We start from the raw sequence: 25,747 nt of genomic DNA on the forward strand, positions 1-25,747 counted from the left end.
TAATCTGGAATAAAAACAATCAACAGGAACTAAAAAAAACACTAAACACCTTGAGATTTATGAAAGAACCACAAATAATCGTAATAGGAAATGGTATGGTGGGATATAAATTCTGCGAAAAGCTTAGATCAAAAACTTCTTCTTTTAATCTTATTGTTTTTGGAGAAGAACCCCGTAGAGCTTACGATCGTGTTCATTTAAGTGAATATTTTAATGGCAAAACCGCCGATGACCTCTCCCTATCTACAGAAAACTGGTATCAGGAACAAAATATTACCCTATTTCTCAATAACCCGGTTACTAAAATAGACCGCGGCCTTCAAAAAGTTTACACCGCCAATGGTTTAGATTACAGCTACGATATCCTTGTTTTTGCTACGGGTTCTGGTGCTTTTGTTCCGAACATCCCCGGAATTGAGAAAGAAGGTGTTTTTGTTTACCGTACTATAGAAGATCTTGACCTTATTAGCAGCCATGCAAAAATGGCTAAAACGGCTTCAGTTATAGGAGGAGGTTTATTAGGACTAGAAGCTGCTAAAGCATTGATAGATCTGGGTATCGAAAAAACCAGCATTATTGAATTCGCGCCACGTTTAATGCCAAGGCAAATTGATGCTGCTGGTAGCGACATACTTAAATCAAAGCTGGCAGATCTAGGTTTACAGATCCATTTGAATAAAAACACCACAAGTATTGAAGGTGATGGCCGTATTACTGCATTAAAGTTTAGTGATGATACCGCTTTAGATGTTGATATGCTGGTAATCTCTGCGGGCATAAAACCACGCGATGAACTAGCGAAAGCCTGCGGCATTGAGGTTGGTCCACGTGGTGGAATTCTGGTTGACGAAAAAATGCAAACCAACGATCCGGCTGTATTTGCTATTGGCGAATGTGCTTTATACGACGGAATGATTTATGGTTTGATTGCTCCGGGTTATGAAATGGCCGAAGTGCTGGCTGCGAACCTTTGTGAAGGCGACAAAACCTTCACAGGATTTGATATGAGTACCAAACTAAAACTGATTGGCATCGATGTAGCCAGTTTTGGTGATAATTTTATCACCGAGCCGGATTGCCGCACCATCATCTTCGAAAACAAACACAAAGGAGTTTATAAAAGAATAAATGTTAGTAATGACGGGCAATACCTTTTAGGAGGTATATTAATTGGAGATGCAACAGCGTATAACCTGCTGTTGCAAACCTCTAATAACCGAATTGTATTGCCAGAAAATCCTGAAGAACTGATATTGGGTGCACGTGGCGTAAGCGAATCTGCAGGTGGAGCGGGAATTACAGGTTTACCGGATGGCGCACTAATTTGCAGTTGCGAAGGTGTTAGTAAAGGAGATATCTGTTCTGCAGTAGCAGATGGCACTTGCGAAAATATTGATGACCTGAAAAAATGCACTAAAGCAGGTACAGGTTGTGGCGGCTGTTTGCCAATGGTAAAAGATTTAATGACCTATACCTTAAAATCGCAAGGTAAATACATCAAAAATGTAATCTGTGAGCACTTTAATTATAGCCGGCAAGAGCTTTTTGACCTCATTCATATTCATGAACTAAAAAGTTACGACGAAGTATTGGATGCTTTAGGTAAAAATGACGGTTGTGAAATATGCAAGCCGCTGGTATCCTCACTCCTTGCCAGTCTTTGGAACGAAATGATTCTTAAAAAAGGAAACGACGTAGCTCAGGATAGCAACGACCGTTTTCTGGCCAACATCCAAAAAGGCGGCTCATATTCTGTAGTACCAAGAGTTCCGGGTGGAGAAATTACACCAGACAAATTGATTGTAATTGGCGAGGTCGCTAAAAAATACAATCTCTACACCAAAATTACAGGCGGTCAGCGGATTGATATGTTTGGGGCACACCTCAACGATCTTCCAATCATCTGGGAAGAATTAATTGCCGCAGGTTTTGAAAGCGGACATGCTTACGGGAAAGGTTTAAGAACTGTTAAAAGTTGCGTTGGTAGCACCTGGTGCAGATTTGGCTTGCACGACAGCGTGAGTTTTGCTATACGGATCGAAGAAAGATACAGGGGGATCCGTGCACCGCATAAATTCAAATCGGCGGTAAGTGGCTGTATCAGGGAATGCGCAGAAGCCCAAAGTAAAGATTTTGGGATTATTGCCACCGAAAAAGGATGGAATTTATATGTATGCGGAAATGGTGGAAGCAAGCCTCAACATGCTCTTTTATTGGCAACAGATCTCGACAGCGAAACCTGTATCCAATATATCGATAGATTTTTGATGTTTTACATCCGAACTGCTGATCCACTTACCCGAACCGCAACCTGGCTGAACAAAATGGAAGGCGGGATAGATTACCTGCGGAACGTAATTATCAACGATAGTTTAGGCATGGCCGCCCAGTGGGAAAATGAAATTGAAAACTTGATCGCTTCTTATAAATGTGAGTGGAAAGAGGCCGTTGAAAACCCTGCCATCAGAAAAAGATTCTCTCATTTTGTAAATGCACCTGAAGACAAAGACCCAACTATAGAATTTGTTGAAATGCGTGGACAAAAAAGAACAGCTGAATGGAAAACAGTTTAATCAAGAACCTTTACAAACCTAATAAACCCCTAAATGATGAATGAACAATCAAATTGGCTGGCTGCCTGCCGAGTCGAGGATGCCATTGAGAACGGTGGCGTTTGCGTAAAACATGGTGAAGATCAGATTGCACTTTTCTATTTCACCAGGAGAAATGAATGGTACGCCACACAAAATGAATGCCCGCACAAAAAGCAAATGGCATTGAGCCGTGGAATGATTGGCTCTACTACCGATGAACCTAAGGTAGCCTGCCCTTTTCACAAAAAAACATTCTCATTGAGTACCGGCGAATGTTTAAGCGGCGACGAATGCGCCATAAAAACCTATCCTGTAAAGGTAGAAAACGGAACTGTTTATATTGGTATAACGCCAAAATCTTAACCTGACCCCTTAAGATTTAAACTTTTCAGGATTAAAATTTAACCCAAACCAAACCGACATGAAAATTTCTAATTATGTAGCCCTAACAAGCTGCCTTGCATTTACCTTGTTCTTTTTTTCTGCTAAATCGCAAACTAAAGCCGTTTTATTCGACGGTACCATTGTTGCCGGATATGTTGATCATGGTGCTTTTATAAACTGTACCGGTCCAAGCATAAAATTTAGCAAAAAACCTTACACTGTTTTATTGGGACTATTGCCCAGTTTAAGAATTAAAGAAGATAAAGTTGCTGCGGGAGCGCCAAAAAACGCGGCACTTACTCCTAATCTTGGTTTTGGCTTAACAACAGCGTTTCGCCATATCGCCTTACAAGTGCCCTTATACTACAACCCTAAAACTGCAGTCAAAAATGGCGAATGGAACGTTGGTGTAGGTTTGGGCTATAAATTTTAAAAGAACCTATTTATTTACGCTTAAACCGAACGTTATGACACTAAACACCATTACTAAACCGCTAGATAAATTAAATATATTTTCGCTTAAAGGTGTTCAGATGAAGACCTTTCATATTACATGGTTAACTTTCTTCTTCTGTTTCTTCGCCTGGTTCGGAATGGCGCCTTTGATGAAGATAGCAAGAGAACAGCTTCACCTTACCAAAGATCAGGTGGGTAACATCCAAATTGCCTCGGTATCGGCTACCATCATTGCACGTTTATTAATTGGACGATTAATTGATAAATTTGGTCCAAAGCTGATCTATACCTGGCTTCTGGTGCTTTGCGCCATTCCGGTTTTATTAATCGGAACCAGTCACTCTTACACTTCCTTTTTGCTTTTCCGCCTGGCTATTGGCGTAATTGGCGCATCGTTCGTAATTACCCAATTTCATACTTCGATTATGTTTGCACCCAATATTAAAGGGACAGCCAATGCAACAGCCGGAGGTTTTGGCAACGCAGGTGGTGGCGCAGCAAATTTATTTATGCCTTTAATTGCTTCTGGCTTTACTGCGCTGGGCTTTTGCAGCACCGAAGATAGCTGGAGATATGCTATGATTTTTCCTGGTGTAATGCTTTTGATCTGTGCTTTTTTATATCACCATTATACATTGGATAGCCCCCAGGGAGATTTTAAAAACCTGAAAGATGAAAACGTAAAAAGCAACAAAAATACCTTCTTACTCGCTGCAAAAGATTACCGCACCTGGATTTTAACCATTGCCTACGCAGCCTGTTTTGGTGTAGAAATTACGGTAGATAATTTCGCACCTATCTTTTTTACAGATTCATTTGGCGCAACCATAGCTGTTGCCGGAATGGTTGCAGGCATTTTTGGCTGGATTAATCTCTTTGCCAGACCATTGGGAGGCATTGTTGCCGATAAAATTGGTAAAACCTGGGGATTTGATGGCAAAACACTTTTACTCGCCTTATTGCTCCTGGTAGAAGGGGTTGGTTTAATCTGGTTTGCAAAATCGGGCAATATCTGGACGGCCATTTTCATGATGTTTGTTTTTGGCTTAAGTTTAAAAATGGCCAATGGTGCAACTTACAGCCTTGTTCCATTCATTAATCCGCTTGCAGTTGGTAGTGTAGCAGGTATTGTAGGCGCTGGCGGAAATATCGGAGCCATGCTTATTGCCTTTATGTTTAAAGCCAAAGCCAGTCACGCTTCTAAAAATGTAATCGAAAATGGCCTTAACGTTCAAAAAGACCTGATCGATTATACCAGCGCGTTTACATTACTTGGTTTTATTATCCTCGGAATTGGCATTGCAGTATTCATCTTCAGAACCGTTATGGCCCAAAAAACATCACAAATAGAAGACCTCGTGCTTACCCCTGGCAAATAAAGAACAAAACAAAATCTACTATAGAAGCTGATCATTTGAAAGAAGAAAAAAATATATCGCCGAATAAAACAACCACCTGCTGTTATTGCGGAGTGGGCTGTGGTATTGTGGTAAATAAAGATATCTATGAACGCATCACTGTTGAAGGAGACAAAAACCATCCTGTAAATAAAGGCATGTTGTGCAGTAAAGGCATGAATCTTCATTATACAGCAAATGACAAAAGTGACAGGCTGCTTTACCCTGAAATGCGCTACAATAAAAACATGCCCCTCCAAAGGGTAAGCTGGGATACCGCGCTGGAACGTACGGCAGCCGTTTTTAAAGCATTGATTAAAAAACATGGTCCAGACAGCGTTGCTTTTTATGCCAGCGGACAATGTTTAACAGAAGAATATTATGTAGTAAATAAACTAATTAAAGGATTTATCGGTAGTAATAACATCGATACCAACAGCCGCTTATGTATGAGCAGTGCGGTTGTTGGTTATAAAATGAGTCTTGGTGAAGATACAGTACCCATTAGTTACGATGATATTGAAATTGCAGATTGTATTTTTGTTGCAGGCGCAAACCCGGCATGGTGCCATCCTATCCTATGGCGCCGTGTTGAAGCCGCAAAACAAAAAAATCCTGATTTAAAAATTATTGTTAGCGACCCCCGTAAAACACAGACCTGCTCAATCGCCAATGTTCATTTACAGCTCAATCCAGGTACCGACATTACACTTCACCATGCCATTGGAAGATGTTTGATTGAAGATGGAAGAATTGATAGTGATTTTATCATCAACAGCACTAATGGTTACGAAAAATACCAGGCTACCGTTTTTTCCACCTCCTTGGCAGAGGCAGCAACTATTTGTGGTATCAAAGAAAGTGACATCCGTTTAGCTGCATCTTACATCGGTAATGCAAAAGGTTTCATCAGCATGTGGACGATGGGGCTTAATCAAAGTGTTGTTGGCACGAATAAGAATCTTTCGCTAATTAACCTGAACCTGATTACAGGTCATATTGGCAAGCCTGGAAGCGGTCCTTTTTCGCTTACCGGACAGCCCAATGCCATGGGCGGCCGCGAAGTTGGCGGTTTAAGTAATTTGTTACCTGCACACCGGGTTTTGAGCAATGAAAATCATCGTAATGAGGTTGAGAAATTCTGGCAGATCCCCTTGGGCACCATACAAGCTAAACCCGGGTTAACTGCCACCGAAATGTTCGATGAGCTGAATACAGGTAAATTGAAAGCAATATGGATTTTATGTACTAACCCTTTAATCAGCCTGCCAGATGTTCGCGTAGCGGAAGAAGGCTTAAAAAAAGCAAAATTTGTAGTTGTTCAGGACATTAGCAATCAAGTAGAAACCTTAAAATATGCTGATGTGGTTTTACCTGCAGCGGCCTGGGTTGAGAAAGAAGGCACCATGACCAACGCTGGGCGTTATATCTCTTACCTCAGCAAAGTAACTGAAGCACCTGGAGAAGCGCTGCCAGATTCGGAAATCATCTGCCGGTTTGCAAAAAAAATGGGCTATTATGGTTTCGATTTTAAAGATGCAAGCGAAATATACGATGAACATGCGGCCCTTACGGTAGGAACCAATATCGATATCAGTGGGCTTAATTATGAAATTTTAAAAGATAAAAGAGCCGTTCAATGGCCTTACCCAAAGCAAGAAAATGCCTTTGGAACAGCCAGGTTATTTACCGACCACCAGTTTTACACGCCAGATAAAAAAGCGAATATTTTATCATTTGATGATCAGAACCAATCTGAAGCCTTAACGCCAGAACATCCATTGATTTTAACCACAGGAAGAATCAGAGATCAATGGCATACCCGAAGCAAAACAGGCAAGGTAAATAAACTGAACCAGCACATCAGTGAATCTTTTTTAGAAATTAACCCGATTGATGCCAGAACACGGCACATTAACGATAATGATGTTATTGAAATTTCCAGTTTACGTGGGAATGTCCGTATAAAAGCAAAATTCTCTGAAGACATTAAACCCGGAGTAGTTTTTATGCCCATGCACTGGGGCAAAATTTTAAAAAGTGATTTAAACCGGGTAAATAACCTCACCAATAACCTTGTTGACCCACAAAGCAAAGAACCTGATTTCAAATTCAGCGCAGTACAAGTAAAGCTGTATAAAAAAAACCGCCAAAAAATCATTGTGATTGGTGCAGGTGCTGGAGCCTGTGGTTTTGTTAAAAGTTACAGGGCCTTAAATACTGAAGATGATATTGAGATCTTTAGTAAAGAGAATTTCCCTTTTTACAACAGGGTACTTCTCCCCGACTATATTATTGGCACTTTACCCTGGCATAACCTCATTAAAATGAGCGATAGTGAGGAAACAGACTACAAGATAAAACTACACCGTGGTTTAGGTATCGATAAAATCGATAAAAAAAACAAAACCGTTACCGATAGCAACGGAGAAGTTCATGAATACGACGTTTTACTTCTGGCCACCGGAAGCAGGGCTTTTGTGCTTAAAGATCTCCCAAAACTAAACGGCATATTTACCATGCGAAGCCGGAATGATGCCGACAGCTTTAAAAAGCATATTGATACCACAAATGGAAAAGTAGTGATTGTTGGTGGCGGTTTACTGGGGATCGAATTGGCTACGTCTTTGGTTGAAACCGGATCGAGGGTGACGATTATTCAACGGATATCGAGATTAATGGGGCGTCAATTGGATGCATTAGGCAGTCAATTGTTGCATGAAGAACTGATTAGCAAAGGCATAGAAATCTTTTATAACGATGAGGTAGACCGGATTATCGGTGAAAAAAGTATTACGGGTCTACGTTTAAAAAGCGGTTTATTGCTCGATTGCGAATCGTTAGTAATTGCCATAGGTACAGTCCCAAACACAGAACTGATTAAAGAAGCAGGAATTGAATGTAAACGAGGAGTTGTGGTTGACGAATACCTGAGAACCAATGAAAGAGACGTTTATGCCATTGGCGAAATTGCAGAATTTAATGGTCTGATGTACGGTATTACCGCAGCAGCAGAGCAACAGGCCGAAATTGTAGCGCGGTTTCTCTGTGGAGATATAGCGAAATTCTACCAGGGCAGTTTACTGATGAATATCCTAAAAATGCACAGTTTAGAACTCTGCTCTTTAGGTTTGGCAGAAATACCGAATAACGACCCTACCTATGAGGAAATTGTTTTTATCGATAAAGCCAAACGTTACTATAAAAAATGTATTGTACACAACGATAAGTTGGTTGGCGCCATATTAATTGGAGATAAAAGTGAGTTCCTGGAATTCCGCAACCTGATCGAAAATAAAATGGAGCTGAGCGAAAAGCGACTCCAACTGTTAAGAAGTGGCAAAACAACCGAACCTATTATCGGCAAAACCGTATGCAGTTGCAACAATGTTGGGGAAGGCAACCTGATCAATAAAATAAAAGATGGCTGTAAAGATCATTTGCAACTCTGTCAATTAACAGGCGCCGGAATGGGTTGTGGGAGTTGCAGGCCAGAAGTAAAAGCGATTTTAGATTCGTTTGTAAATGTATTAAAAACGGAACCTAAACCTGCTTTAATAGCATAATGATAAACTGCGTTGGTTCTTCATCCTGAGAATAAGTTTTGGAAAAAAATCGGAATTGAGGTGGTAGGCGCTGGGTATCGTCATTCCCAACTTGATGGGGAATCGTAATGCCACGGCAGGTTTGTAGGCTGCATTAAGATTCCCGCCTGCGCGGGAATGACGAGGGATTGTTAAAGAATATTTAAACTAAAACAATATGATGAAAATAAAACTCACTCCTTCAGAATTTAAAAACCTTAAAGGGATTGAATATTTTAAGTTCGAAGAAGATTTTATTGAAGAAAACGTACGTTGTATCCCGATGATAGTGCGTTTTAAAATCGATGCCGCAGGAATAAAACTAAAATTGGCAGAATGGAGCAGATTTCTTCCTGCTGAAAGAGTTCAATTGGCACTACTTCCGGTTTCAACTCAGGAACAAACTGATAAGTATCATCAGTTTTTAATTGGCTTGATTACCAAATATACAGGAAACCAGGCTACGACTATGCCCATCGAACCTCTACCCGAATGGGGAAACTTACATCAAATCCCTGCGATGCTCAAGGAGAAAATGGCTGAATTTCAACTGCATATTTCCATTAATCAATGGCGTAAACTCACTAATATTCAAAGATTTGCACTTTTAAAGTTATGCCGACCAGGACACGAAAACAAGAATTTCCCAAAAGCAATGGCAGAATTTGGTCTTCTAAAAAGTTAAGCCATGTATCAAACCATTATTATTAATTTTCCTGGAGGGATCATATCACCGGGCAATCTGTACAATATCCTGGTTGCGGCAACCAAAGCGAGGATTCAGTATATTCGTTTTGGCCTTCGTCAGCAGTTATTGATTGACACTACAAATTACAATGTTGATATATTTACCGGTGAGCTGAATAGACTTGGGATCGATTATGAAATAGACAGCAATAATTTCCCTAATATCATCAGTTCATACCCGGCTGAAGAAATTTTTATCCGTAAAACCTGGCTTACTGAAGGCGTATATAAAGATATTTTGGATGATATCGATTTTAAGCCTTCAATAAAAGTAAATATCTGCGATAGTGATCAGAGTTTCACGCCTATGTTAACGGGAAATATTAATTGGATTGCCTCTTCACAATCAGAACATTACTGGCATTTGATTATCCGTTTTCCTAAAACCAACGTAACCTACGAGTGGAATCAACTCTGTTATACTAACCACATCGCACAGGTAACCAAGTCGTTAGAAAACATTATCAGAAATAACCCAACGCGCTTTATGGATAATACTCTGGCTAATGGCGAAGATCTTTTTGCACTTTTAGACCAGGACAATTTCATTCTTAAACCAGCAGAAAATACAGTTTCCCTTTCTTCATTCAACCTGCCTTATTATGAGGGGTTGAACCGCTACAACAACAAATACTGGTTGGGTATTTATAGGCGCGATGAACTATTCAGTATTGCATTTTTAAAAAAACTATGTCAGCTTTGTTTGGATACCAAACTCGGTCAATTGTGCTGTACATCCTGGAAAACCATTATTGTAAAAGGGATTGACGAGAAAGATAAAAAACTCTGGAATGCCCTGCTCGAAGAATATGAGATTAATATGCGGCATGCGGCTAACGAGCTAAATTTTCAGGTGGAAGATAACTGCAACGAAGGTTTAGCATTGAAAAGCTTACTGGTTAAACATTTAAGCATTGATGATACCCGAACCTTTGGCATTTGCTTTGGCATTAAAACCCGCAAAAAAAGTGAGGTTTTTAGTAGCATTCTGATCCAGAAACGTCATCTTATTAATTTGCTGGGTATGAAACTGTTCCCAGTTTATGATATTTTGTGTGCGAAAGATTTTAACCCTAACGAGCGTACCGGCGAAATCTTTAGCCGGAGCAACCCCGGTTTTCTACTGCCAGAACAACTCAGGCACGCTATATTTAAGTTTTACAAATACCGTTTAAATGCTATTAAAACAGGTAAGCAAAAACAGAGTTCTCAAGTAGAAGAAACCGCAATAAAAGTTGGCACTTTTTTATATCAATGTAACAATTGTTTAACCGTGTACAACGAGCGGATCGGGGAAATTGAAAATAATATCAATCCAGGTACGGCATTTAAAGATTTACCGGATGATTATTGCTGTACGCTTTGCGAAGAAGAGAAAAGTAATTTCACTAAAATAGATCAATCTGTATTACAGCTTTTGTAAGCCGAATTTAATGACTTATTTTGACTGTTTAAGTTCAATTTTAGGTTAGAGCGGTCGTCACCCTGAATTTATTTCAGGGTCTTTCTTACCGAAAAAGATGCTGACCACGTAGTAGCTACAAGACAATTGAAAATACTACTTCACTTGTAAAACAAGTTCAGCATGACGATGAGATTTAAGAATAAATCTTCAATCTTTACAACTCACTTGTCGAGTTCCGATTATAAACCATTTATCTCCTCTTGCGAGTTAAAATTACCGAAATAACGATAATCATGTTTCTCGATATTAATTTCACATACATTTAAATTGGCCAGTACATATTTCATACTATGTTTAACCAGGGCATTATTTTGAAGCATAAAGATGATTTTTTTTAACCCTTCCGCTTTATAAATCCCACACAGGGGCTCCTGCTGCCCATCTCTGGTAAAGATATAGGCATCAAAAGAATCATCAGCTTTGGCTGAATGGATAAGTTTTTCCAACAACCTGGTTTCCATCAACAAGATATCACAAGCCAATAAAAATAAATCTTCTTCAGGATTTGATAGATGAGCAGATAGCACGCCCAATAATGGCCCTCTGAGATCAAGGGAAGGATTATCGACGATCAGCTGCTGATCGCCAAAATAACCCGAATAAGTGGGTTGCTGCAATGGATTAACTGAAAACTTTACAGGGAGATCAAGCGATCCCAATTTATCAGCCGCCGCCTGCGCCCATAGTTTATCATCATGGTTAAGCAATCCCTTATCAGTGCCCATGCGCAAACTCTGCCCACCACATAAAATGATTCCATACATATAATATCTATATAAAAAAAATTGTCGCCAGTTAAGCTATGCAAATAAATATTTGAAAAGACACTTCGACTCTGCTCAGTGTGACAACAGCGAATTTTAAAAAATTAAAAAGTATAAACCTTAATTATTTACTGCTTAAATCTATTAATCCTGCCTCGTTTAAAATGCCGATCTGCTTTCCGTTAACTACAACTAATTTTTCTGCGAGAAGCTCATTCATTGTTCTAAAAACGGTTTCATAAGTTGCACCGGTAAAGGCAGCCAGATCCTGACGGCTTAAAGACAGATTTAAAAATCCCTCTTCGTCTAATCCAAACTGATCTCGCAATCCTAAAATGGCTACTGCAAGTCTTCCTTTTACAGACATTAAAGCCAAATTACGCATTTTCTTTTCCGAAGCGTGCAGTTCATCTGCATAAAACATCAATAAACCATAGGCAAATTCCTGGTTTACTTTTATGGTGGATTTAAAAAATTCGATATCTACAAAACAAAGTTTAGTGGTTTCTAAAGCTGTTGCAGAGATTGGGTAGGTAGAAGTATTGCTGCTAATTCCCCGATGTCCGATTATGGCTCCATCATTTGCAAAGCGTAAAATCAGTTCTTTATCGCCCCATTGTTTATGCACTTTCACATTGCCTGAAGTTACAAAATAAACACCGCTGACGGGATCGCCTTCTTTGATAATCACCTCCCCTTTTTTTGCAATAAAATTCCGTTTATGACCTTCAATAGCAGGATGCCATTCTTTTAATGTGAGTTGGCACATAAAGCAGGTTTTAAGATCGCAGCTATTGTTTTTCTTCATATTTATCAGGGATGTTGGGTAAAAATAACAAATGATTGCACAATTTTATGCTATGCCACACAAATTCGGCTGTTCTTCACTATTGTTGAAAATTTTATAAGAATAAAACTCGCTGAAATAGAACACTTAGCATTTTTTATATACACGCTTGCAACAAAGAAGTTTAAAGATATGCCATCAAATCATAATTTTGTGCTATGGCAAATACAAACGTTAGAAGATCAATCCAGAATAAAATCGAATCATTAGGTAAGGAAATTGAAACCTTACAATCAGAATTAAAAAGATGGGAAAAAATTGCAGCCGATTATGAAACCAATTCGGAAAGCATTGATTTGATTTTATCGATACAATTACCCGAAAAACCTGAACCAAAAGCAAAAAGGGTAAAATTGTAAAAGATTAAAAAGAGGCTGTATCATACATACCACTTTTTGGAAAGCGGGTGCAGTGCTCTTCGGTTTGGGCAGCCCTTCTTTCCGCTTCTATCTTTTTGTGAAAGTAATTGCACACATGATGTGTTTTGCAGCAAAAAGTATAGCCGCTACAATAAGGTTTAGTTAACCTGGGGCTGTGTAGTAAACCGAGGTTCAAGCAAGTTCACCGAGGGTAATTCATTTCAGGATCCTGGAATTTTAAGCAATTCCGTCTTGCATCAGATTCCTTGCAGAAAAAGCGTGCTTAGCCCCGGGCATAGCGGCATCCCCAAAGCGCAGCGAAGGGATACAGCGAAGCACGGGAAACAACTTTAATAGTAGTACAGGCATTGCGCTTCAAAAAATGCATCGCTTATTGTTGTAGGAAAGCAGGTGCAGTACTCTTCGGTTTGGGCAGCCCTTATCGGTCGGTGTCTCACCGACCACTAGAAATAGAAAAGTCATTTGCCCAGACTCTCTTTAGCCTGAGATTCTTCACTACGTTCAGAATGACATTTATTTTTACACAAGATTAGGAAGATCCTTTATTGAATACTCTTCAAAACGAACTCAACGATTGTTTTCTTCGGTACCACAATGGTGGTTGTCCGGCTATACCTGGCAATATTGATCCCATAAAAATGACCTTGCCAATCGAAAACGGGCGAACCGCAGGCGTTTGCTTTAATGGCGGCATCGTGCGTAAAAATCGCATTAAAGCCGTCTCTTCTGTCTGATTTCCCGCCTTCAAATTTCTCTGCCGGATGATTAGATACTGACAGCCCCCTTCCCTCTAGTTTTAGTGTTTTACTCATCTTACCCGAAGCATTTTCCCATTCAAAAGTAAGCTCGTCATCTGCCCAATATTTCAGTATTTCTGGTGCAAATTCACTTGCCTTTTTTATTGGTTTTCCTTTAATGCTAATCAGTTCATCACCAACTTTTATACCCGCTTTTTCTGCCGGACTGCCCTCTTTGATTAGCGAAAACTGAACGGGACTCGAATTAAAGACAACCATTGCGCCTAAATAAGGCTGACTGTTAATTTTGGGCAAATTAAACAATGTACTTCCCAAAACACTGTGCATCACCTTGCCAGCGGGATCAATGCTATAAAGAAGTCTACCCATCTCTATTCTAACGCTATTGTTATCAGAAATATTTAAATCAATCCCACCGGTTATCCGCTGTTCAAGTTCAAATAAAACCAGGTCATTCTCCTGATCTTTTCCTATTAACCTGATTGGCAATGCAACGCCATTAATGTCACATTGCGCTTGCCCGCCAGCCATCGTATTTTTAGTCAACAAAAGCTGTTTTTTAGCTCCATTTGCAGTATTAACATTCAATAAAGTGGCGTAAATATTCTGCGGTTTTCCTTTAATCATACTTTTGATCGAAAAGCAGCTATTTTTAGGCGTTGACAGATTAAAATCAGGATGTAAAGCCTTTTGTTTACTTTCTCTCTGCAATAGCAAAGACAAGGGATCTGTTTTCACACTATCCTTCTTTTCCGGGAAAGCTGTATAAAGTCTTTCGCTGTTTAAAGCCGTCCAATGGCGACGATAAAGGTCAACAGGAATTTCGAAATTCATTTCTTCTGAAACATCAATAGCACTATGTAACCCGATTACGCGGCCATAATAGTCAAATAAAGGCCCGCCAGAATCACCTGGTTCCATTTTGCAGGTTGAGCGAATAAAGCCATATTCATTTTTCACTTCTGCAATATTCCCTAACCTTAATGTTGGCAGCATTTGATTTAAGGTTTCGGGGTATGAAATACTGATACAAGGTTCATTTTTAACCAAACTTGCAGAATAACCCATCTCAGCAAATGGGTAGGTCCCTTTATCGGTAATTTTCATCATGCCTACATCTGGAATGCCTGGCGTGTCCTTATTGTCTATTTTACCTAAAGCCAGGGCGATACATTCGCGTCCGTCAGGAAAAAATACCTTATAATTTTTACTAGGTGAAATGGTATGTGCTGCCGTTAAGATATAGCCATCGGCACCCACTACCACACCACTAAACTGAGCACTAGTTCTTTGGTTTTGCTGGACATCGAAACCCCACATCCTTACACTTGCAGGATATGCTTTTTTAACGGCCTCGGCGATGGTTTCCTGAAATTTGGCAACCTGCTTTTTCTGTGCAGTAGCATTTAGGCTAAACAGCAACGCAACGGTTGCTGTTATGGCCTTTATATAGTTATTCATTATTTTCCTTTATGATTTTTTGAGCGGAAGCTTAAATCTGCACCGCGCTCCATAGTTACATCAAGCCCATCAGAAATTTCTAATGCAACGAAAGCGGCACCAGACATACAGTTAGCATCTTTTTATCATTCAAATCGGTTTAGCCGATGTAATTAGTTAAAAATTTCAGCTAGCTTTTTGTTCAAAGGTTCGCCACGCAAGCCATTGCCGATAATTTTGCCCTGCGCATCTACCAGAAAACTTGCAGGTACTGCGCGTACGCCATATAAACGGCCCACTTCGTTGTTCCAGCCTTTCAGGTCAGAAACATGAATCCAGTCTAAACCATCTTTTTCTATCGCTTCTAACCAGCGCTCTTTTACATTATCCAATGACACTGAAATAATTTCAAAGCCTTTATCTTTATAGGTTTGATATTGTTTGACCAAGTTAGGATTTTCGGCCCTGCACGGACCACACCAGCTTGCCCAAAACTCAACCAGAACCACTTTTCCTTTTAAACTGGCTAATGAAACTGGCTTGCCCACTACATTGTTCTGTGTAAAAAGCGGTGCTACATTTCCAACAGCGGTAATGCCGCTTGCAGCAATACGCTGTGCGAGTTCTTTACCCATGTCGGTTTCGCGATAAGCTTTGTTCAAGGCATTAAAAAGGGGTTCAACCTTGGCTACATCAACCTTACTTCCGGCAGCTTCTGAAAGTGCCACTAAAGAGAAGTATGACGTTGGGTGTTCTTTTGCAAATTGAAACTGTTTCTCTGTTCTGTTCTGGATATTCTTTCTGAAACGCAGATCTACTGCTTTCATATAAGCGGTATCTTTTTGCTGTTCGGGTGTTCCCCTGTTAAAATCTATATTTACAGCTTTGGTTAGCGCCATAATGGTACCGCCAATGGCTTTGTTATAGGCATCGTATTCCTGGTAAACTTTAGAGCCAGCAAAAACAGCATTTTCCAAAGAATCTTTTGAAGTGATCGTTACCTGTTCCTTACCGAAATAAAAGTAAATCACATCTCCGGTATAAACGGCCTTACCTTTACCCCCACCAGTATGATCAAGTGCCATACGGGCATAGGCATTGCCAGAAATATTTCCGGTAAACCTGAAACTTCCGTTAACAAGTGCTACGGAATCTTCGTGACTCACACCGTTATCCATGTAATCAATATAAGCCATTGCTGGTGCACCCAGCATACCTATTTTGCCTGTCAAACTAAAATTTGGTGCCTGTGCCCAGGTTAAAACTGGTAACAAAAAGGCCAATACTGCTAATTTTATGATTTTCATTTGTATGTTTTTCTATGGTTAAATAAGTTCCACGCTCATATTTAAACCCAAGCGTGGAACAGAATTATTTTCTGATTGCGATATCTACAGGAGCGCCTGGAATACCCTCAATCTTTTTGAGGAATACGCCGTTCATACCTGTAGCAATATTTAGGAAAGAAACGGTTTCTTCTGTTCCTACCATCAAGGTTTCCTCGTCTTCACTAAGTTTTAGCATCGTAATCGATTTGCCACTAAAGCTGGTAGCCAGCTCTCTGAGTTCTTCATTTACAGGATTATATCGATAAACCTTACTGCCATTGGCAATATAAATTACCCCGTTTTTAGCGCCACTCCATTTTGTATTTTCGTTAATTAAGTCCTGACGTACAAAAAGACGTTTATGTTGAGGTGTAAAGGTAAATGGGCCGTTAAACTGAACATTGAACTTTAATTCGTAAATCTTTCCATCGGTTCCTTTACAATAGGCAAAACAATCTGCGTTATTAAGTTGCTCCAAATGAACAAGATTCATCCCCACATTTAAAGGATCGAAGGCAGTTGTTGTGGTAACGGAGTATTGAGTACCAAAATAAACAGGTGCTCCATAAAGATTGATCCGCACAAATTGCTTTCTGTTTTTGTCGAAGCCAATAAAATAAGTAGCCGATTGCGTAAAGCTCATCACAAAAGAAGGAGCCAGTTCATAATCACCATCAGCAGGTAAGCCGAACATTCCATAAGTAGCTGCCTGATCCCAGGTGCTTGTTGTTCCACCATAAAATTTGCCATTTACAACGCCCATCATTACCCCTTGAGGATGCGAAATAAATGAACCCACCTCCAAATCATCTGGCGATGTAAAAAAGTTATCTTTAAGGGTGTTAGGATATTTCGGATCTTCCTGCATGGTATTCGGTTCCAACCTGATCCCACCATTTTTTGTAATGATCCAATACCCCAATAAGGCATTTGTAAATGTATTTTTTAACAGAAATAAATTTGTGGGGTTTGCAGGCAAATCTTTCCCCTGCATTGCCTTGTACAAACGGGCCTGCACACTACCATCTGGCTTTACAAATGAGAACTGTGTAATTCCATTTTCAACACTCAATACCGTTGTACCGCTTGCAAATTCGGTTCCACCGTCGACATAAAAATTATGGAAATATTTCATCCCATTTGCTTTGTTATAAACGGTAAGACGGGCAGCGTATCTTTTGGCTTGCAAACCAAATATGATCCTTAAGGCAGGTCCCGTGTAAAGCACATCATTTCCCTCCATTACACTAATTTTCCATTGAAGTTCTACATTTGCAGCATCGGCACCTTCTATTTTTGGTTTGATGATCAAACTATCTCCAACACTTGCAGTATAAACAGAATCCAGATTAACCAGTTTAGGCTCAACAGGCATATCGATATCGTAATTACCTAAGTCTTTATGGCATGCAGCTAAAGAAACCACACCAATGATTAGCAAGATTAATTTTTTAATGTTCATGTTTCTATATTTAAATAACCTCATTGCCATTTTCATCTATAAAATAATATTTACCATTCTGCATATTTTTTCGCAAAAGCGTTTTCTTGGCCGTATTGCTTTTATTGTAGAAATAATAGCTATCGGTATTGCCAGCAGTTACTTCTTCGATGACATAACCTTTTGCTGCATTTTTGGCTACCCAATTAAATGGGTTATTTAACATCGTGGTTAATAATCCTATGTAATAGAGATTTTTTGGAGCGTCAAGTCCGTCGGTAGTTAGGGAGGTTTGCCCGGTTACCAGAATAAATAACTCGTGTTTGGTTCTCGAATAAGGAGGAAGCGGCCAGCTATCCCACCAGCTTGGTTTTTCCAATTTGGAGGAGAATACAACTTTTGCCCTGATCAGGTAAGGATTTTCGATGCCCAGATCTGAAGTGCCCGTTAATTTAATCAATATCGAAACCGATCTGTTTTCAAGTTCCTTATCCTTGTTATAAATCACCACAGGAATATAACCTATTCCCCTATTTGGAAGAATGGAATATTGCGGTTTCAAAGCTTCGTAATGCAGACCAGGAGTGGCAGTTGAGGAATCAGTATCTACCCGCGCACTAAATTTCCTTTCTGCGTCTGTTCTGATTCCGGATAAACGTACAGGTAGCCACACGGTATCCTGAGCACGTGTAGGATTATAAGCAAAGGTTTTTACTATACTGTCTTTATCTCCATTGTAAATGTCGAAATAAACATTAGCACTGTGATCAAAACGCATCTCTTCTGCTTTCTTGCAAGAAACAAGGCAAATGATTGCGAATATTAATATATATATTTTCATAATTTGCTATTAATAAAATTTCAAATTGTTTTATCTGCCACCATAAACAACTTCATCGTTAGGGAGAGGAAGCACGAAAATATTATCGGAAGCCGGAATAATTACACCGGTTTGCCCTATAATACCCCTATTGAGTCTTTTATACATATAAAACAACTGGCCTTCGGCTAACCATTCTTTACGGGCATCTTTAAGCAGTTCTTTTAATAAATCTTCTTCGTTGTTTATGGTCAAGGGATCGCCTATTTGCCTCGCTTCGCGAACCTGTGTAAGGTAATTAACTGCGGCCGCAGGACTATTTGCATAGGAACACTCGGCAGCTATGTAATACATCTCACTAAGCCTGATCGCAGGAGCCATGAGGTAATGTAAATTTGCACCTGCCTCCGTACTTAATGGATTTCTGCGGTATTTAACGATATCATACGATCTTGACGATTGACTGGAGGTAGCAGACAACCAGTATTTATAACGGGAATCACTTGCTCCGGCTGTTGCCTTTTCATAGATATAATCTGCGGCATCCTCAATCAAATAAAATCCCCTTGTGCCGCTTTGAAACCAATTGTCTTTTATCTCTTTTGCCGCGCCTGGTATATACCATCCAAAAACAAGTTCCTTATAAAGAATACGATCTTTCTTCGAATCTTCGAATGCCTCAAAATCACTTTTTGCTGTCCATGGGAATTTTTTTGAGTCGATTACCTCTTTAGCATTTTGTAAGGCTTTAACTTTATCGTTTTTATAAAGATATACCCTGGCAAGCGTTCCGCATACTGCATAATAATTTAAACGATGCCTTCTGTTTTGCAAGAAAAGGCTTGAATTCTTCTCTTCTGTATTTTTCAGCGTGTCAGTAACTAAGGGATAATTCACAATATAACCGGCACTCCGAATCGGATCTGCGATTAACAATTGTTTCGATTCTTCCAAATCTTTGATGATCAAATTAATGGTTTCTGATACACTGGAAACCGGCGTAATCTCTTTCGTGTATTTGTTAGCGTAAGGAATTCCTTTTGCAGAAGGATTTCTCAAATAAGAAGGAGCAAAAAGACGCAACAGATCGAAATGCAAATAGGCTCTTAAGGCAAGCGCTTCTCCTTTAACAATAGCATAATTGTTACCATTAAAAATGTTCTTTTTTGCATCTACATTTTCCAGGATCAGGTTACAGTTAACAATTGCATTGTATAAACCAGCCCATATTTTATCCTTGCGTTTGATAAACTCACCATGTTTGTAATTATACAATGAGGTTTGTCTGTAATCCTGTCCGTCTTCACGCATCGAAAAATTTTGCGCCAATACTTCTGTTGTACCAAATGTAAGCTCTTTACCATACAGATCTGATTCTGTACTGCGGTTATACACGCCGTTTATGGCTTCCATAAAGCCATTTTCTGTACTGAATAAAATTGGAGCAGCTATTTCTGATTCCGGCTCAACTTCCAGCCATTTCTTGCAGGAACTAAATAATCCTGTTATTAAGATGAGGCAGATTAACAATCTAATCTTCATATTTTTATATTTTAAATTCGTTAAATAATATAGCTTAGAAAGCTGCTCTGACAGAAAAGGTTAAACTCCTGGTAAATGGATAATTAATTCCCCTTTCTTCTTTTACTGATGACCAACGCACCACGTCATTTGCCGTTACCTGAAACATGAGACTCGACATTGATAATTTTGACGCGATTTTTTTATTCATATCATAAGAAAAGTTGACTGATTGAAGGTTGATCAGATTATCAGGCTGGATAAACCGCGAGCTTACATCCGTTTCGCCATTATCTGCTATATTTTTATAAAAAGACAGGTCGCCTGGCTGCTTCCACTTTTCTTCAAATACACGTTTATCAACGTTATACCTTGGGTCAGCATTTTCAACACGCTCTACCAGGGTCAGGTTGTATTTATCGCCACCGAAAAAAGTCTGAAACTGCACATACAGGCTAAACCTTTTGTAGTTAACCGTTCCACCAAAGTAGCCGCTCACTTTAGGATTAGGATCGCCAATTACAACATAATCTCTCTTATCGTAATCATATGTAAGTCTACCATCTTTTTTCAGGTATAATTCACGTCCGTTTTCCGGATCTATACCTAACGAACGCACACCATAAATGGCATTGAAAGGTTGCCCTTCACTAAACCTAAGTAAGGGAATTCCCCTGTAGCCACCGTCGCCCGGCTTTAAAGATTGTAGTTCGTCTGCCCTGTCATTGTATTTCTTTAAAGCGTTTGAGATCCTTACCACCTTATTTCTGTTGGTAACCATATTCGCATTCAGATTTACCGACCAGTCTTTGCTTCTTAAGGCATCTACTGTTATCCCCAACTCCGCACCTTTGTTTTCCATGTCGCCAAGGTTTTCTTTATAAGATAAAAAGCCTGTTGACGGAGGTAAAGTGATATCAGCCAAAATGTCTTTGGTAAACTTCTTATATATTCTCGGCGTAATCATTACCCGATCTTTAAACAACCCGATATCGATACCAATATCCGTCATCCTTGTTTTTTGCCATCCAAGGTTTTCATTTCCATAACTGTTTACACCGGCACCAATACCAGACGAATACCAGTTTCCTGTATTGTACTTATAAATGGTTTTTGATAAATAAGGATCGAACTCTACCGAACCGGTAAGACCCGTAGAGGCTTTTATCCTGAGTTGGCTAATTACAGGATTACCCTTCAGAAATTCCTCCTGGTGTACATTCCAACCTAATCCGAACGACCAAAAAGGAGCCAGTTTATTGTTTACGCCGAATTTTGAAGAACCATCAATACGCACGGTTCCATCCATAAGATACCGGTTTTTATAGGAGTAGTTCATCGAAAAAAACGAACCAAACAAACGAGCTTTTTCGAGCCTGCTTTGCGGTTTTCCATCTTCGGCATATCCTTTGGCAAAGCCTATGCTGGTAAAACGATCATTAGCAAATCCAATAGCGGTAAATTCTTTTTGATCGCGCAGCTCTGTACGGGCATTTACACCTACCAAAGCGTTAAAATAATTGCCACCAATCTGCTTTAACCAGGTTAACCTGAAATTACTATCCCAATAGGTTTCTTTCATCTCCCTATTCATATATTCTCCCTTTTCGTCTATTTTATCTGTTTTGTACAGGTAAAATTTGTTTGCCATAGGAGAAGTAAATACGTCATCTGTATTTGATCGCGTGGTTACACTCATTTGGGCCCTTAACCTCAGGTCTTTTGCCACTTCTAAATCGGCAGAAAGGTTATCAATAATTTCGGTGTATTTAGATTTATTGAAGCTGCTTAAACTGGCGTCAAATAATGGATTAAAAACATATTCTCTGGATCCGTCTTGTTTTTCATATACATCCGAAATCCTCATCGCCATGCCATTGGCATCTTTCAATGGATAATAAGGATTCATTCTTACATAACTCGAAAAATCACCATAGGGAGATTCGGCAGCATCTACCTGCGTTATAGACAATTCATTTCTGAACTGGAGTTTCTTCACATTGTATTGAAAGCTCATTCCACCTGAATATTGATCCCTTTCAGAGCCTTTCATTGCTCCCGGCCTGGTTTGGTAACGAAGATTTACGTTGTAACGGAATGCCTGCGAACCTCCATCCAGATTTATAGCGTGTTTATGCCCTATGGTATTACGCAAGGGTTGCGATAACCAATAACTGTTAACACCACCAACTACATTGGCTTTTTTATGGTAATAGATTTCATCAAGCTGATCTTGAGAAACTTGCTGTTTAGAAGAACTATATAATCCTGCCAAAACTTCATAATCTAGTTTTTCAGCAGCGTCTAAAACCTGATAATCACTTAAATCTGCAGCGGTAAGGTTTAACTCGTAGTTGTATTCCACCCGTAATTTCCCTTCTAAAGGTGTTTTAGTGGTAATCACAATTACACCATTGGCCGCACGCGAACCGTAGATTGCCGTTGCAGCCGCATCTTTTAATGAGGTAACCGATGCAATTCTGTTCACATCCAAATCAAATACTTTCTCCACGCTCACTTCATACCCGTCAAGCATAAAAACAGGTCTGTTCGCGTTACCTTGAATATCATCCCTTCTTAACACCTGACCATCGCCGCTGGGTAATGCAGAGGCTCCCCTAACATTAATAGAAGGAATTCTGTTTGGGTTTGAACCTGCCAGGTTATTATCGATCAGTTTAAATGAAGGATCGAAAGTTCCGATACTTTGAAGCAAATTTTGTGGATTTACCCTTCTCAGCTGATCACCGGATATCGTAACCGCATTACCCGTATAGTTATCTTTTTTAATCGTTTGATAACCTGTAACCACCACGTCATTCATTTGGGTCATCTTAGAGGTGAGCTTAACGTTTAACGTTTTAGTAGCTGTAACCTTGGTTTCAAACAAGTCATAACCCACATAACTAAAAACCAAAATGCTTCCTTCGTCAACATTGACTTTGAATTCGCCTTTGTCATTGGTGATGCCTACACTTGCACCATTTTTAACGGAAACACTAACCCCCGGAAGGGTTTCACCCGTAGCTTTATCAGCAACAACACCTTTAACCTCAATTTTTACCGCTAAACCTGCTGCAACAACAGGTAAATTCTCTTTGCGGCTGATCACGATGGTTTTGTTAACAATGTTATAGTTCAGGTTTTGATCTTTTAAAGAAGCATTCAAAGCATCTACCAATGATGTATTATTGAACTCGACCATTACGTCTGGCTTATCCTGTAGCAATTGTCCTTTGTAAAAGAAAAAATAGCCCGTTTGCTTTTTAATTTCCTTAAAAACTTGTTTAAGTGTGGTTTTTCTTCGAGAGAGCGTTACGGTTTGCGAGAAGGTGGCTGCCGAAACATGTAAGGCGCCAACCAGTAGTAAAATCGTAGTCAATTTCATGACCAATAAAAATTTAATCTTTACCCTCCGCATGTCGCACACGGGGTTGTAAAGGGTAGTTAATTTCATACCTTTGTAATGAATGAGGTTAAAAAATAGCAGCTGGGTTTCGAAGCAAGCTGCTTGTCCAAATTTCTACCGGAAGCGTTGTCGCGCTTTCGGTTTTTTTTTAAGGTAGGATGCTAAATTTCTGGTAGTTTTTTCATCATAAAGTTTAGTTAGTTTGTGAATTGGTTGGTTGATTTTTCCGGCTGTTTAAAGAAAGCCATTCTTGTTTAATTTCTTGTTACGGTAAGCACTTTGCCTTTTATATCAATATGAACATCGTTAAATTCTAATATTTTAAATACCTCTGCCAGGTTGCTATTTCTAGGAATGTCGCCAATATATTTTTCTGTTGAAATTTTGCCCTGATAAACTACATCTACATCATACCAACGCGAAATCTGCCGCATAATACTTTGCAGATCATCATCATCAAAAGAAAAAATATTATTCTTCCAGGCCATTTCTTTGTCAATATCAACCTGCTGATTGAGCGTTAATTTAGCTGTGCTTATATTTAGCTTCGATTGTTCGCCCGGGTGCAGGTTTACAGTACCAGAGGCATTGCTCACTTTTACTGCTCCTTCTAAAAGCGTGGTTTTAACAAGAGCTTCATCCCTGTAGGCATTAATATTAAAATGCGTACCTAAAACTTCAACGGTTTGTGCATCTGTTTTTACCTTAAAAGGACGGGTATGGTCTTTTGAAACCTCAAAATAAGCTTCGCCATTAAGTTCTACTACCCTTTCGTTTTTTGCAAAGGCATAAGGGTACTTTAAGGTTGTGGCCGCATTAAGCCAAACTTTTGTTCCATCGGGCAGGCTTACCTGGTATTGTCCGCCACGGGGTGTGCTAATGGTGTTTGAGCCTGTAACCGGGGCATTCGGAATTTCTTTAATGATGTATTCGAGTTGACCGTTTTTAGTCTTGTGGATGATGATACCGCTCTGGCTCGCAATCTGACCGTTTTTAGCATCATCCAGGTTTACCACCGTTCCATCGGCTAGTGTTAACATCGCTTTATTTCCACCTGGAAGAATATCTTTCAATTCTGTTTTAGCTGTTACTGGCAAAGTATTACGACCTGCCATAAAATAGAGTCCTGCGCTAAAGCATAAAATAATACTGGCAGCTATCGCAATGCGCTTAACCGTGAGCAATTTTACAGATTGTCTTCCTGGTTTTAACCGGTTCCATACTTCTTCTTTGCTGGTTTCGATAAGTAAATGATCAGGAGCCTCTTTTTGGAAAGGCAACTGAAGGTACCATGCTTCTACAACAGCGATTTCTTCTGGCGTACAATGGCCTGAACGGTATTTATCTAAAAGCTTTTTTGCATTTTTCTCCATTACAAAGAAATCTAGTTTGGTTGGTTAATATATATACGGCGAAGCTATAGCCTTGGGGGTATCGAAAATTATTTTTTTTAAAATATATTTTCAATACAGCTTAATTTAAAAAGAAAAGTCTGTATTTAAGCCTTTCGCGGAAGATTACCTATAGGTTTTTAAAAGGAAAGCAACATAAATAACTACTCCTAATCTCGATTTAAGAATTCGGAGCGCTTTTTTAACCTGTGTTTTAACCGTTAACTCAGAAAGCCCTAATTCGAGCGCAATTTCTTTATGTGATTTGTTTTCTTTACGGCTTAAAATAAATATTTCGCGCATTTTTGACGGCAAAGCATCAATTTCTTGCTCAATTAGTAATGCCATTTGCTTTTCACGCACCATATAATCAGTAGCCACATGATCCTGATCTATATAATCCTGCAAAGAATCAACGTATTTACTTTCTACTTTTTGATGCGCAAACACATCCAGTACACGGTTACGCACTGCTGTATATAAGTATGCTGATAAATTACCGTCAGGTGCTACCTGTAAACGTTTAACCCAAAGTGATTCGAATAACTGGTGTAATACATCCTTTGCTTCTTCATCATCATTTAAGCGTTTGCTGGCGTGAATGAAAAGCAGGCCATAAAAGCGGTTGTAAATTTCAGTAAAGGCAAGCTCATCACCTTGAGTTAACAGGTATGCCAATTCGCTATCAGAATATGAACGGTAAACACGCATAGAGATAAACAAAGATAATACAAATACAACCGGTTTCATTGCATCATACAGGTACTTACCTCACTTATAGCCTTTATGTTTGCAATTTTTTACACAGCATTGGTACATTTTAGATAAACACGATTTCTATCTGTGTTTATCCTTCTTATCTGTGGTTAAATTATTCTTACTATTAAGCGCCTGAAATAAATCCGATAGCTATTAGATCAAGGTGGCGACACGAAGAATTATGTATTCACAATTGTCAGCTAACGAACGGATATTGTCCGGTAACGAACATACTTTGATCCTAATTTCTGCAAAAGAATGC

18 protein-coding genes are annotated in these 25,747 nt (G+C 39.4%); 8 read left to right on the forward strand and 10 right to left on the reverse strand.

All coding sequences use genetic code 11. From position 1 onward, the window contains the following. The first annotated feature begins 59 nt into the window (after positions 1 to 59). The 7 genes from nirB (at position 60) to IM793_RS12370 (ending at position 10,585) form a co-directional block, all read left to right on the forward strand. Positions 60 to 2,573 (forward strand): nitrite reductase large subunit NirB, encoded by a 2,514-nt coding sequence (gene nirB / locus IM793_RS12340; protein WP_193421739.1) that lies wholly within the window; start codon positions 60 to 62, stop codon positions 2,571 to 2,573. 33 nt (positions 2,574 to 2,606) lie between these two features. Beyond that, on the forward strand, positions 2,607 to 2,957 hold the full coding sequence (gene nirD, locus IM793_RS12345; RefSeq protein ID WP_227256235.1) for a nitrite reductase small subunit NirD: 351 nt from the start codon (positions 2,607 to 2,609) through the stop codon (positions 2,955 to 2,957). 58 nt (positions 2,958 to 3,015) lie between these two features. Further along, the gene (locus tag IM793_RS12350) at positions 3,016 to 3,411 is read left to right on the forward strand and encodes a hypothetical protein (RefSeq protein ID WP_227256236.1); all 396 of its coding nucleotides are present in this window, start codon (positions 3,016 to 3,018) and stop codon (positions 3,409 to 3,411) included. Positions 3,412 to 3,445: 34 nt separating this feature from the next. Further along, complete coding sequence (locus IM793_RS12355) at positions 3,446 to 4,813, forward strand: MFS transporter (protein ID WP_193421741.1); 1,368 nt, start codon at positions 3,446 to 3,448, stop codon at positions 4,811 to 4,813. Positions 4,814 to 4,848: 35 nt separating this feature from the next. Beyond that, complete coding sequence (locus IM793_RS12360; RefSeq protein ID WP_193421743.1) at positions 4,849 to 8,397, forward strand: nitrate reductase; 3,549 nt, start codon at positions 4,849 to 4,851, stop codon at positions 8,395 to 8,397. A 196-nt stretch (positions 8,398 to 8,593) separates the two neighbouring features. Further along, the gene (locus IM793_RS12365) at positions 8,594 to 9,100 is read left to right on the forward strand and encodes a nitrate reductase associated protein (protein WP_193421745.1); all 507 of its coding nucleotides are present in this window, start codon (positions 8,594 to 8,596) and stop codon (positions 9,098 to 9,100) included. Positions 9,101 to 9,103: 3 nt separating this feature from the next. Continuing rightward, positions 9,104 to 10,585, forward strand: a complete 1,482-nt coding sequence (locus tag IM793_RS12370; RefSeq protein WP_193421747.1) for a rubredoxin — start codon at positions 9,104 to 9,106, stop codon at positions 10,583 to 10,585. 221 nt (positions 10,586 to 10,806) lie between these two features. Here the strand turns inward: IM793_RS12370 and IM793_RS12375 are convergent, their stop codons facing one another. Next, the gene (locus IM793_RS12375) at positions 10,807 to 11,391 is read right to left on the reverse strand and encodes a molybdenum cofactor guanylyltransferase (RefSeq protein ID WP_193421749.1); all 585 of its coding nucleotides are present in this window, start codon (positions 11,389 to 11,391) and stop codon (positions 10,807 to 10,809) included. A 124-nt stretch (positions 11,392 to 11,515) separates the two neighbouring features. After that, entirely contained in the window at positions 11,516 to 12,199 is a 684-nt protein-coding gene (locus IM793_RS12380; RefSeq protein ID WP_193421751.1) for a Crp/Fnr family transcriptional regulator, read from the reverse strand. Between the two features lie 197 nt (positions 12,200 to 12,396). Here IM793_RS12380 and IM793_RS12385 point away from each other — a divergent pair, with 197 nt between their 5' ends. After that, positions 12,397 to 12,597: a hypothetical protein gene (locus IM793_RS12385; RefSeq protein WP_193421753.1), complete on the forward strand. Its 201-nt coding sequence runs from the start codon at positions 12,397 to 12,399 to the stop codon at positions 12,595 to 12,597. Between the two features lie 563 nt (positions 12,598 to 13,160). On the opposite strand, the gene IM793_RS12390 is transcribed toward IM793_RS12385, so the two are convergent. The 8 genes from IM793_RS12390 to IM793_RS12425 all read right to left on the reverse strand — a co-directional run bounded on the left by IM793_RS12390 (position 13,161) and on the right by IM793_RS12425 (position 25,476). Beyond that, complete coding sequence (locus IM793_RS12390; protein WP_193421756.1) at positions 13,161 to 14,837, reverse strand: serine protease; 1,677 nt, start codon at positions 14,835 to 14,837, stop codon at positions 13,161 to 13,163. A gap of 152 nt (positions 14,838 to 14,989) precedes the next feature. Beyond that, on the reverse strand, positions 14,990 to 16,123 hold the full coding sequence (locus tag IM793_RS12395) for a TlpA disulfide reductase family protein (protein WP_193421758.1): 1,134 nt from the start codon (positions 16,121 to 16,123) through the stop codon (positions 14,990 to 14,992). 64 nt (positions 16,124 to 16,187) lie between these two features. Beyond that, positions 16,188 to 17,606 carry a PKD-like family lipoprotein gene (locus IM793_RS12400; RefSeq protein ID WP_193421760.1) on the reverse strand — a complete coding sequence of 473 codons (1,419 nt, stop codon included), beginning with the start codon at positions 17,604 to 17,606 and terminating at the stop codon, positions 16,188 to 16,190. 10 nt (positions 17,607 to 17,616) lie between these two features. Beyond that, a complete protein-coding gene (locus IM793_RS12405; RefSeq protein ID WP_193421762.1) occupies positions 17,617 to 18,426 on the reverse strand; it encodes a DUF4843 domain-containing protein in 810 nt (269 codons plus the stop codon). A gap of 30 nt (positions 18,427 to 18,456) precedes the next feature. Continuing rightward, complete coding sequence (locus IM793_RS12410; RefSeq protein WP_193421764.1) at positions 18,457 to 19,947, reverse strand: RagB/SusD family nutrient uptake outer membrane protein; 1,491 nt, start codon at positions 19,945 to 19,947, stop codon at positions 18,457 to 18,459. Positions 19,948 to 19,981: 34 nt separating this feature from the next. Further along, positions 19,982 to 23,314 carry a SusC/RagA family TonB-linked outer membrane protein gene (locus IM793_RS12415; protein ID WP_193421766.1) on the reverse strand — a complete coding sequence of 1,111 codons (3,333 nt, stop codon included), beginning with the start codon at positions 23,312 to 23,314 and terminating at the stop codon, positions 19,982 to 19,984. Between the two features lie 275 nt (positions 23,315 to 23,589). Continuing rightward, on the reverse strand, positions 23,590 to 24,708 hold the full coding sequence (locus tag IM793_RS12420; protein ID WP_193421768.1) for a FecR family protein: 1,119 nt from the start codon (positions 24,706 to 24,708) through the stop codon (positions 23,590 to 23,592). A gap of 144 nt (positions 24,709 to 24,852) precedes the next feature. Then, a complete protein-coding gene (locus IM793_RS12425) occupies positions 24,853 to 25,476 on the reverse strand; it encodes an RNA polymerase sigma factor (protein ID WP_227256237.1) in 624 nt (207 codons plus the stop codon). Between the last annotated feature and the right edge of the window lie 271 nt (positions 25,477 to 25,747).

The organism is Pedobacter sp. MR2016-19 (genome assembly GCF_014947265.1).
Lineage (GTDB): Bacteria > Bacteroidota > Bacteroidia > Sphingobacteriales > Sphingobacteriaceae > Pedobacter.

Bases quoted from the DNA above. Each gene is read 5' to 3' on its own strand.
- nirB (WP_193421739.1), top strand. From the start codon at position 60: ATGAAAGAACCACAAATAATCGTAATAGGAAATGGTATGGTGGGATAT.
- nirD (WP_227256235.1), top strand. From the start codon at position 2,607: ATGATGAATGAACAATCAAATTGGCTGGCTGCCTGCCGAGTCGAGGAT.
- IM793_RS12350 (WP_227256236.1), top strand. From the start codon at position 3,016: ATGAAAATTTCTAATTATGTAGCCCTAACAAGCTGCCTTGCATTTACC.
- IM793_RS12355 (WP_193421741.1), top strand. From the start codon at position 3,446: ATGACACTAAACACCATTACTAAACCGCTAGATAAATTAAATATATTT.
- IM793_RS12365 (WP_193421745.1), top strand. From the start codon at position 8,594: ATGATGAAAATAAAACTCACTCCTTCAGAATTTAAAAACCTTAAAGGG.
- IM793_RS12370 (WP_193421747.1), top strand. From the start codon at position 9,104: ATGTATCAAACCATTATTATTAATTTTCCTGGAGGGATCATATCACCG.
- IM793_RS12375 (WP_193421749.1), bottom strand. From the start codon at position 11,391: ATGTATGGAATCATTTTATGTGGTGGGCAGAGTTTGCGCATGGGCACT.
- IM793_RS12380 (WP_193421751.1), bottom strand. From the start codon at position 12,199: ATGAAGAAAAACAATAGCTGCGATCTTAAAACCTGCTTTATGTGCCAA.
- IM793_RS12385 (WP_193421753.1), top strand. From the start codon at position 12,397: ATGGCAAATACAAACGTTAGAAGATCAATCCAGAATAAAATCGAATCA.
- IM793_RS12390 (WP_193421756.1), bottom strand. From the start codon at position 14,837: ATGAATAACTATATAAAGGCCATAACAGCAACCGTTGCGTTGCTGTTT.
- IM793_RS12395 (WP_193421758.1), bottom strand. From the start codon at position 16,123: ATGAAAATCATAAAATTAGCAGTATTGGCCTTTTTGTTACCAGTTTTA.
- IM793_RS12400 (WP_193421760.1), bottom strand. From the start codon at position 17,606: ATGAACATTAAAAAATTAATCTTGCTAATCATTGGTGTGGTTTCTTTA.
- IM793_RS12405 (WP_193421762.1), bottom strand. From the start codon at position 18,426: ATGAAAATATATATATTAATATTCGCAATCATTTGCCTTGTTTCTTGC.
- IM793_RS12410 (WP_193421764.1), bottom strand. From the start codon at position 19,947: ATGAAGATTAGATTGTTAATCTGCCTCATCTTAATAACAGGATTATTT.
- IM793_RS12415 (WP_193421766.1), bottom strand. From the start codon at position 23,314: ATGAAATTGACTACGATTTTACTACTGGTTGGCGCCTTACATGTTTCG.
- IM793_RS12420 (WP_193421768.1), bottom strand. From the start codon at position 24,708: ATGGAGAAAAATGCAAAAAAGCTTTTAGATAAATACCGTTCAGGCCAT.
- IM793_RS12425 (WP_227256237.1), bottom strand. From the start codon at position 25,476: ATGAAACCGGTTGTATTTGTATTATCTTTGTTTATCTCTATGCGTGTT.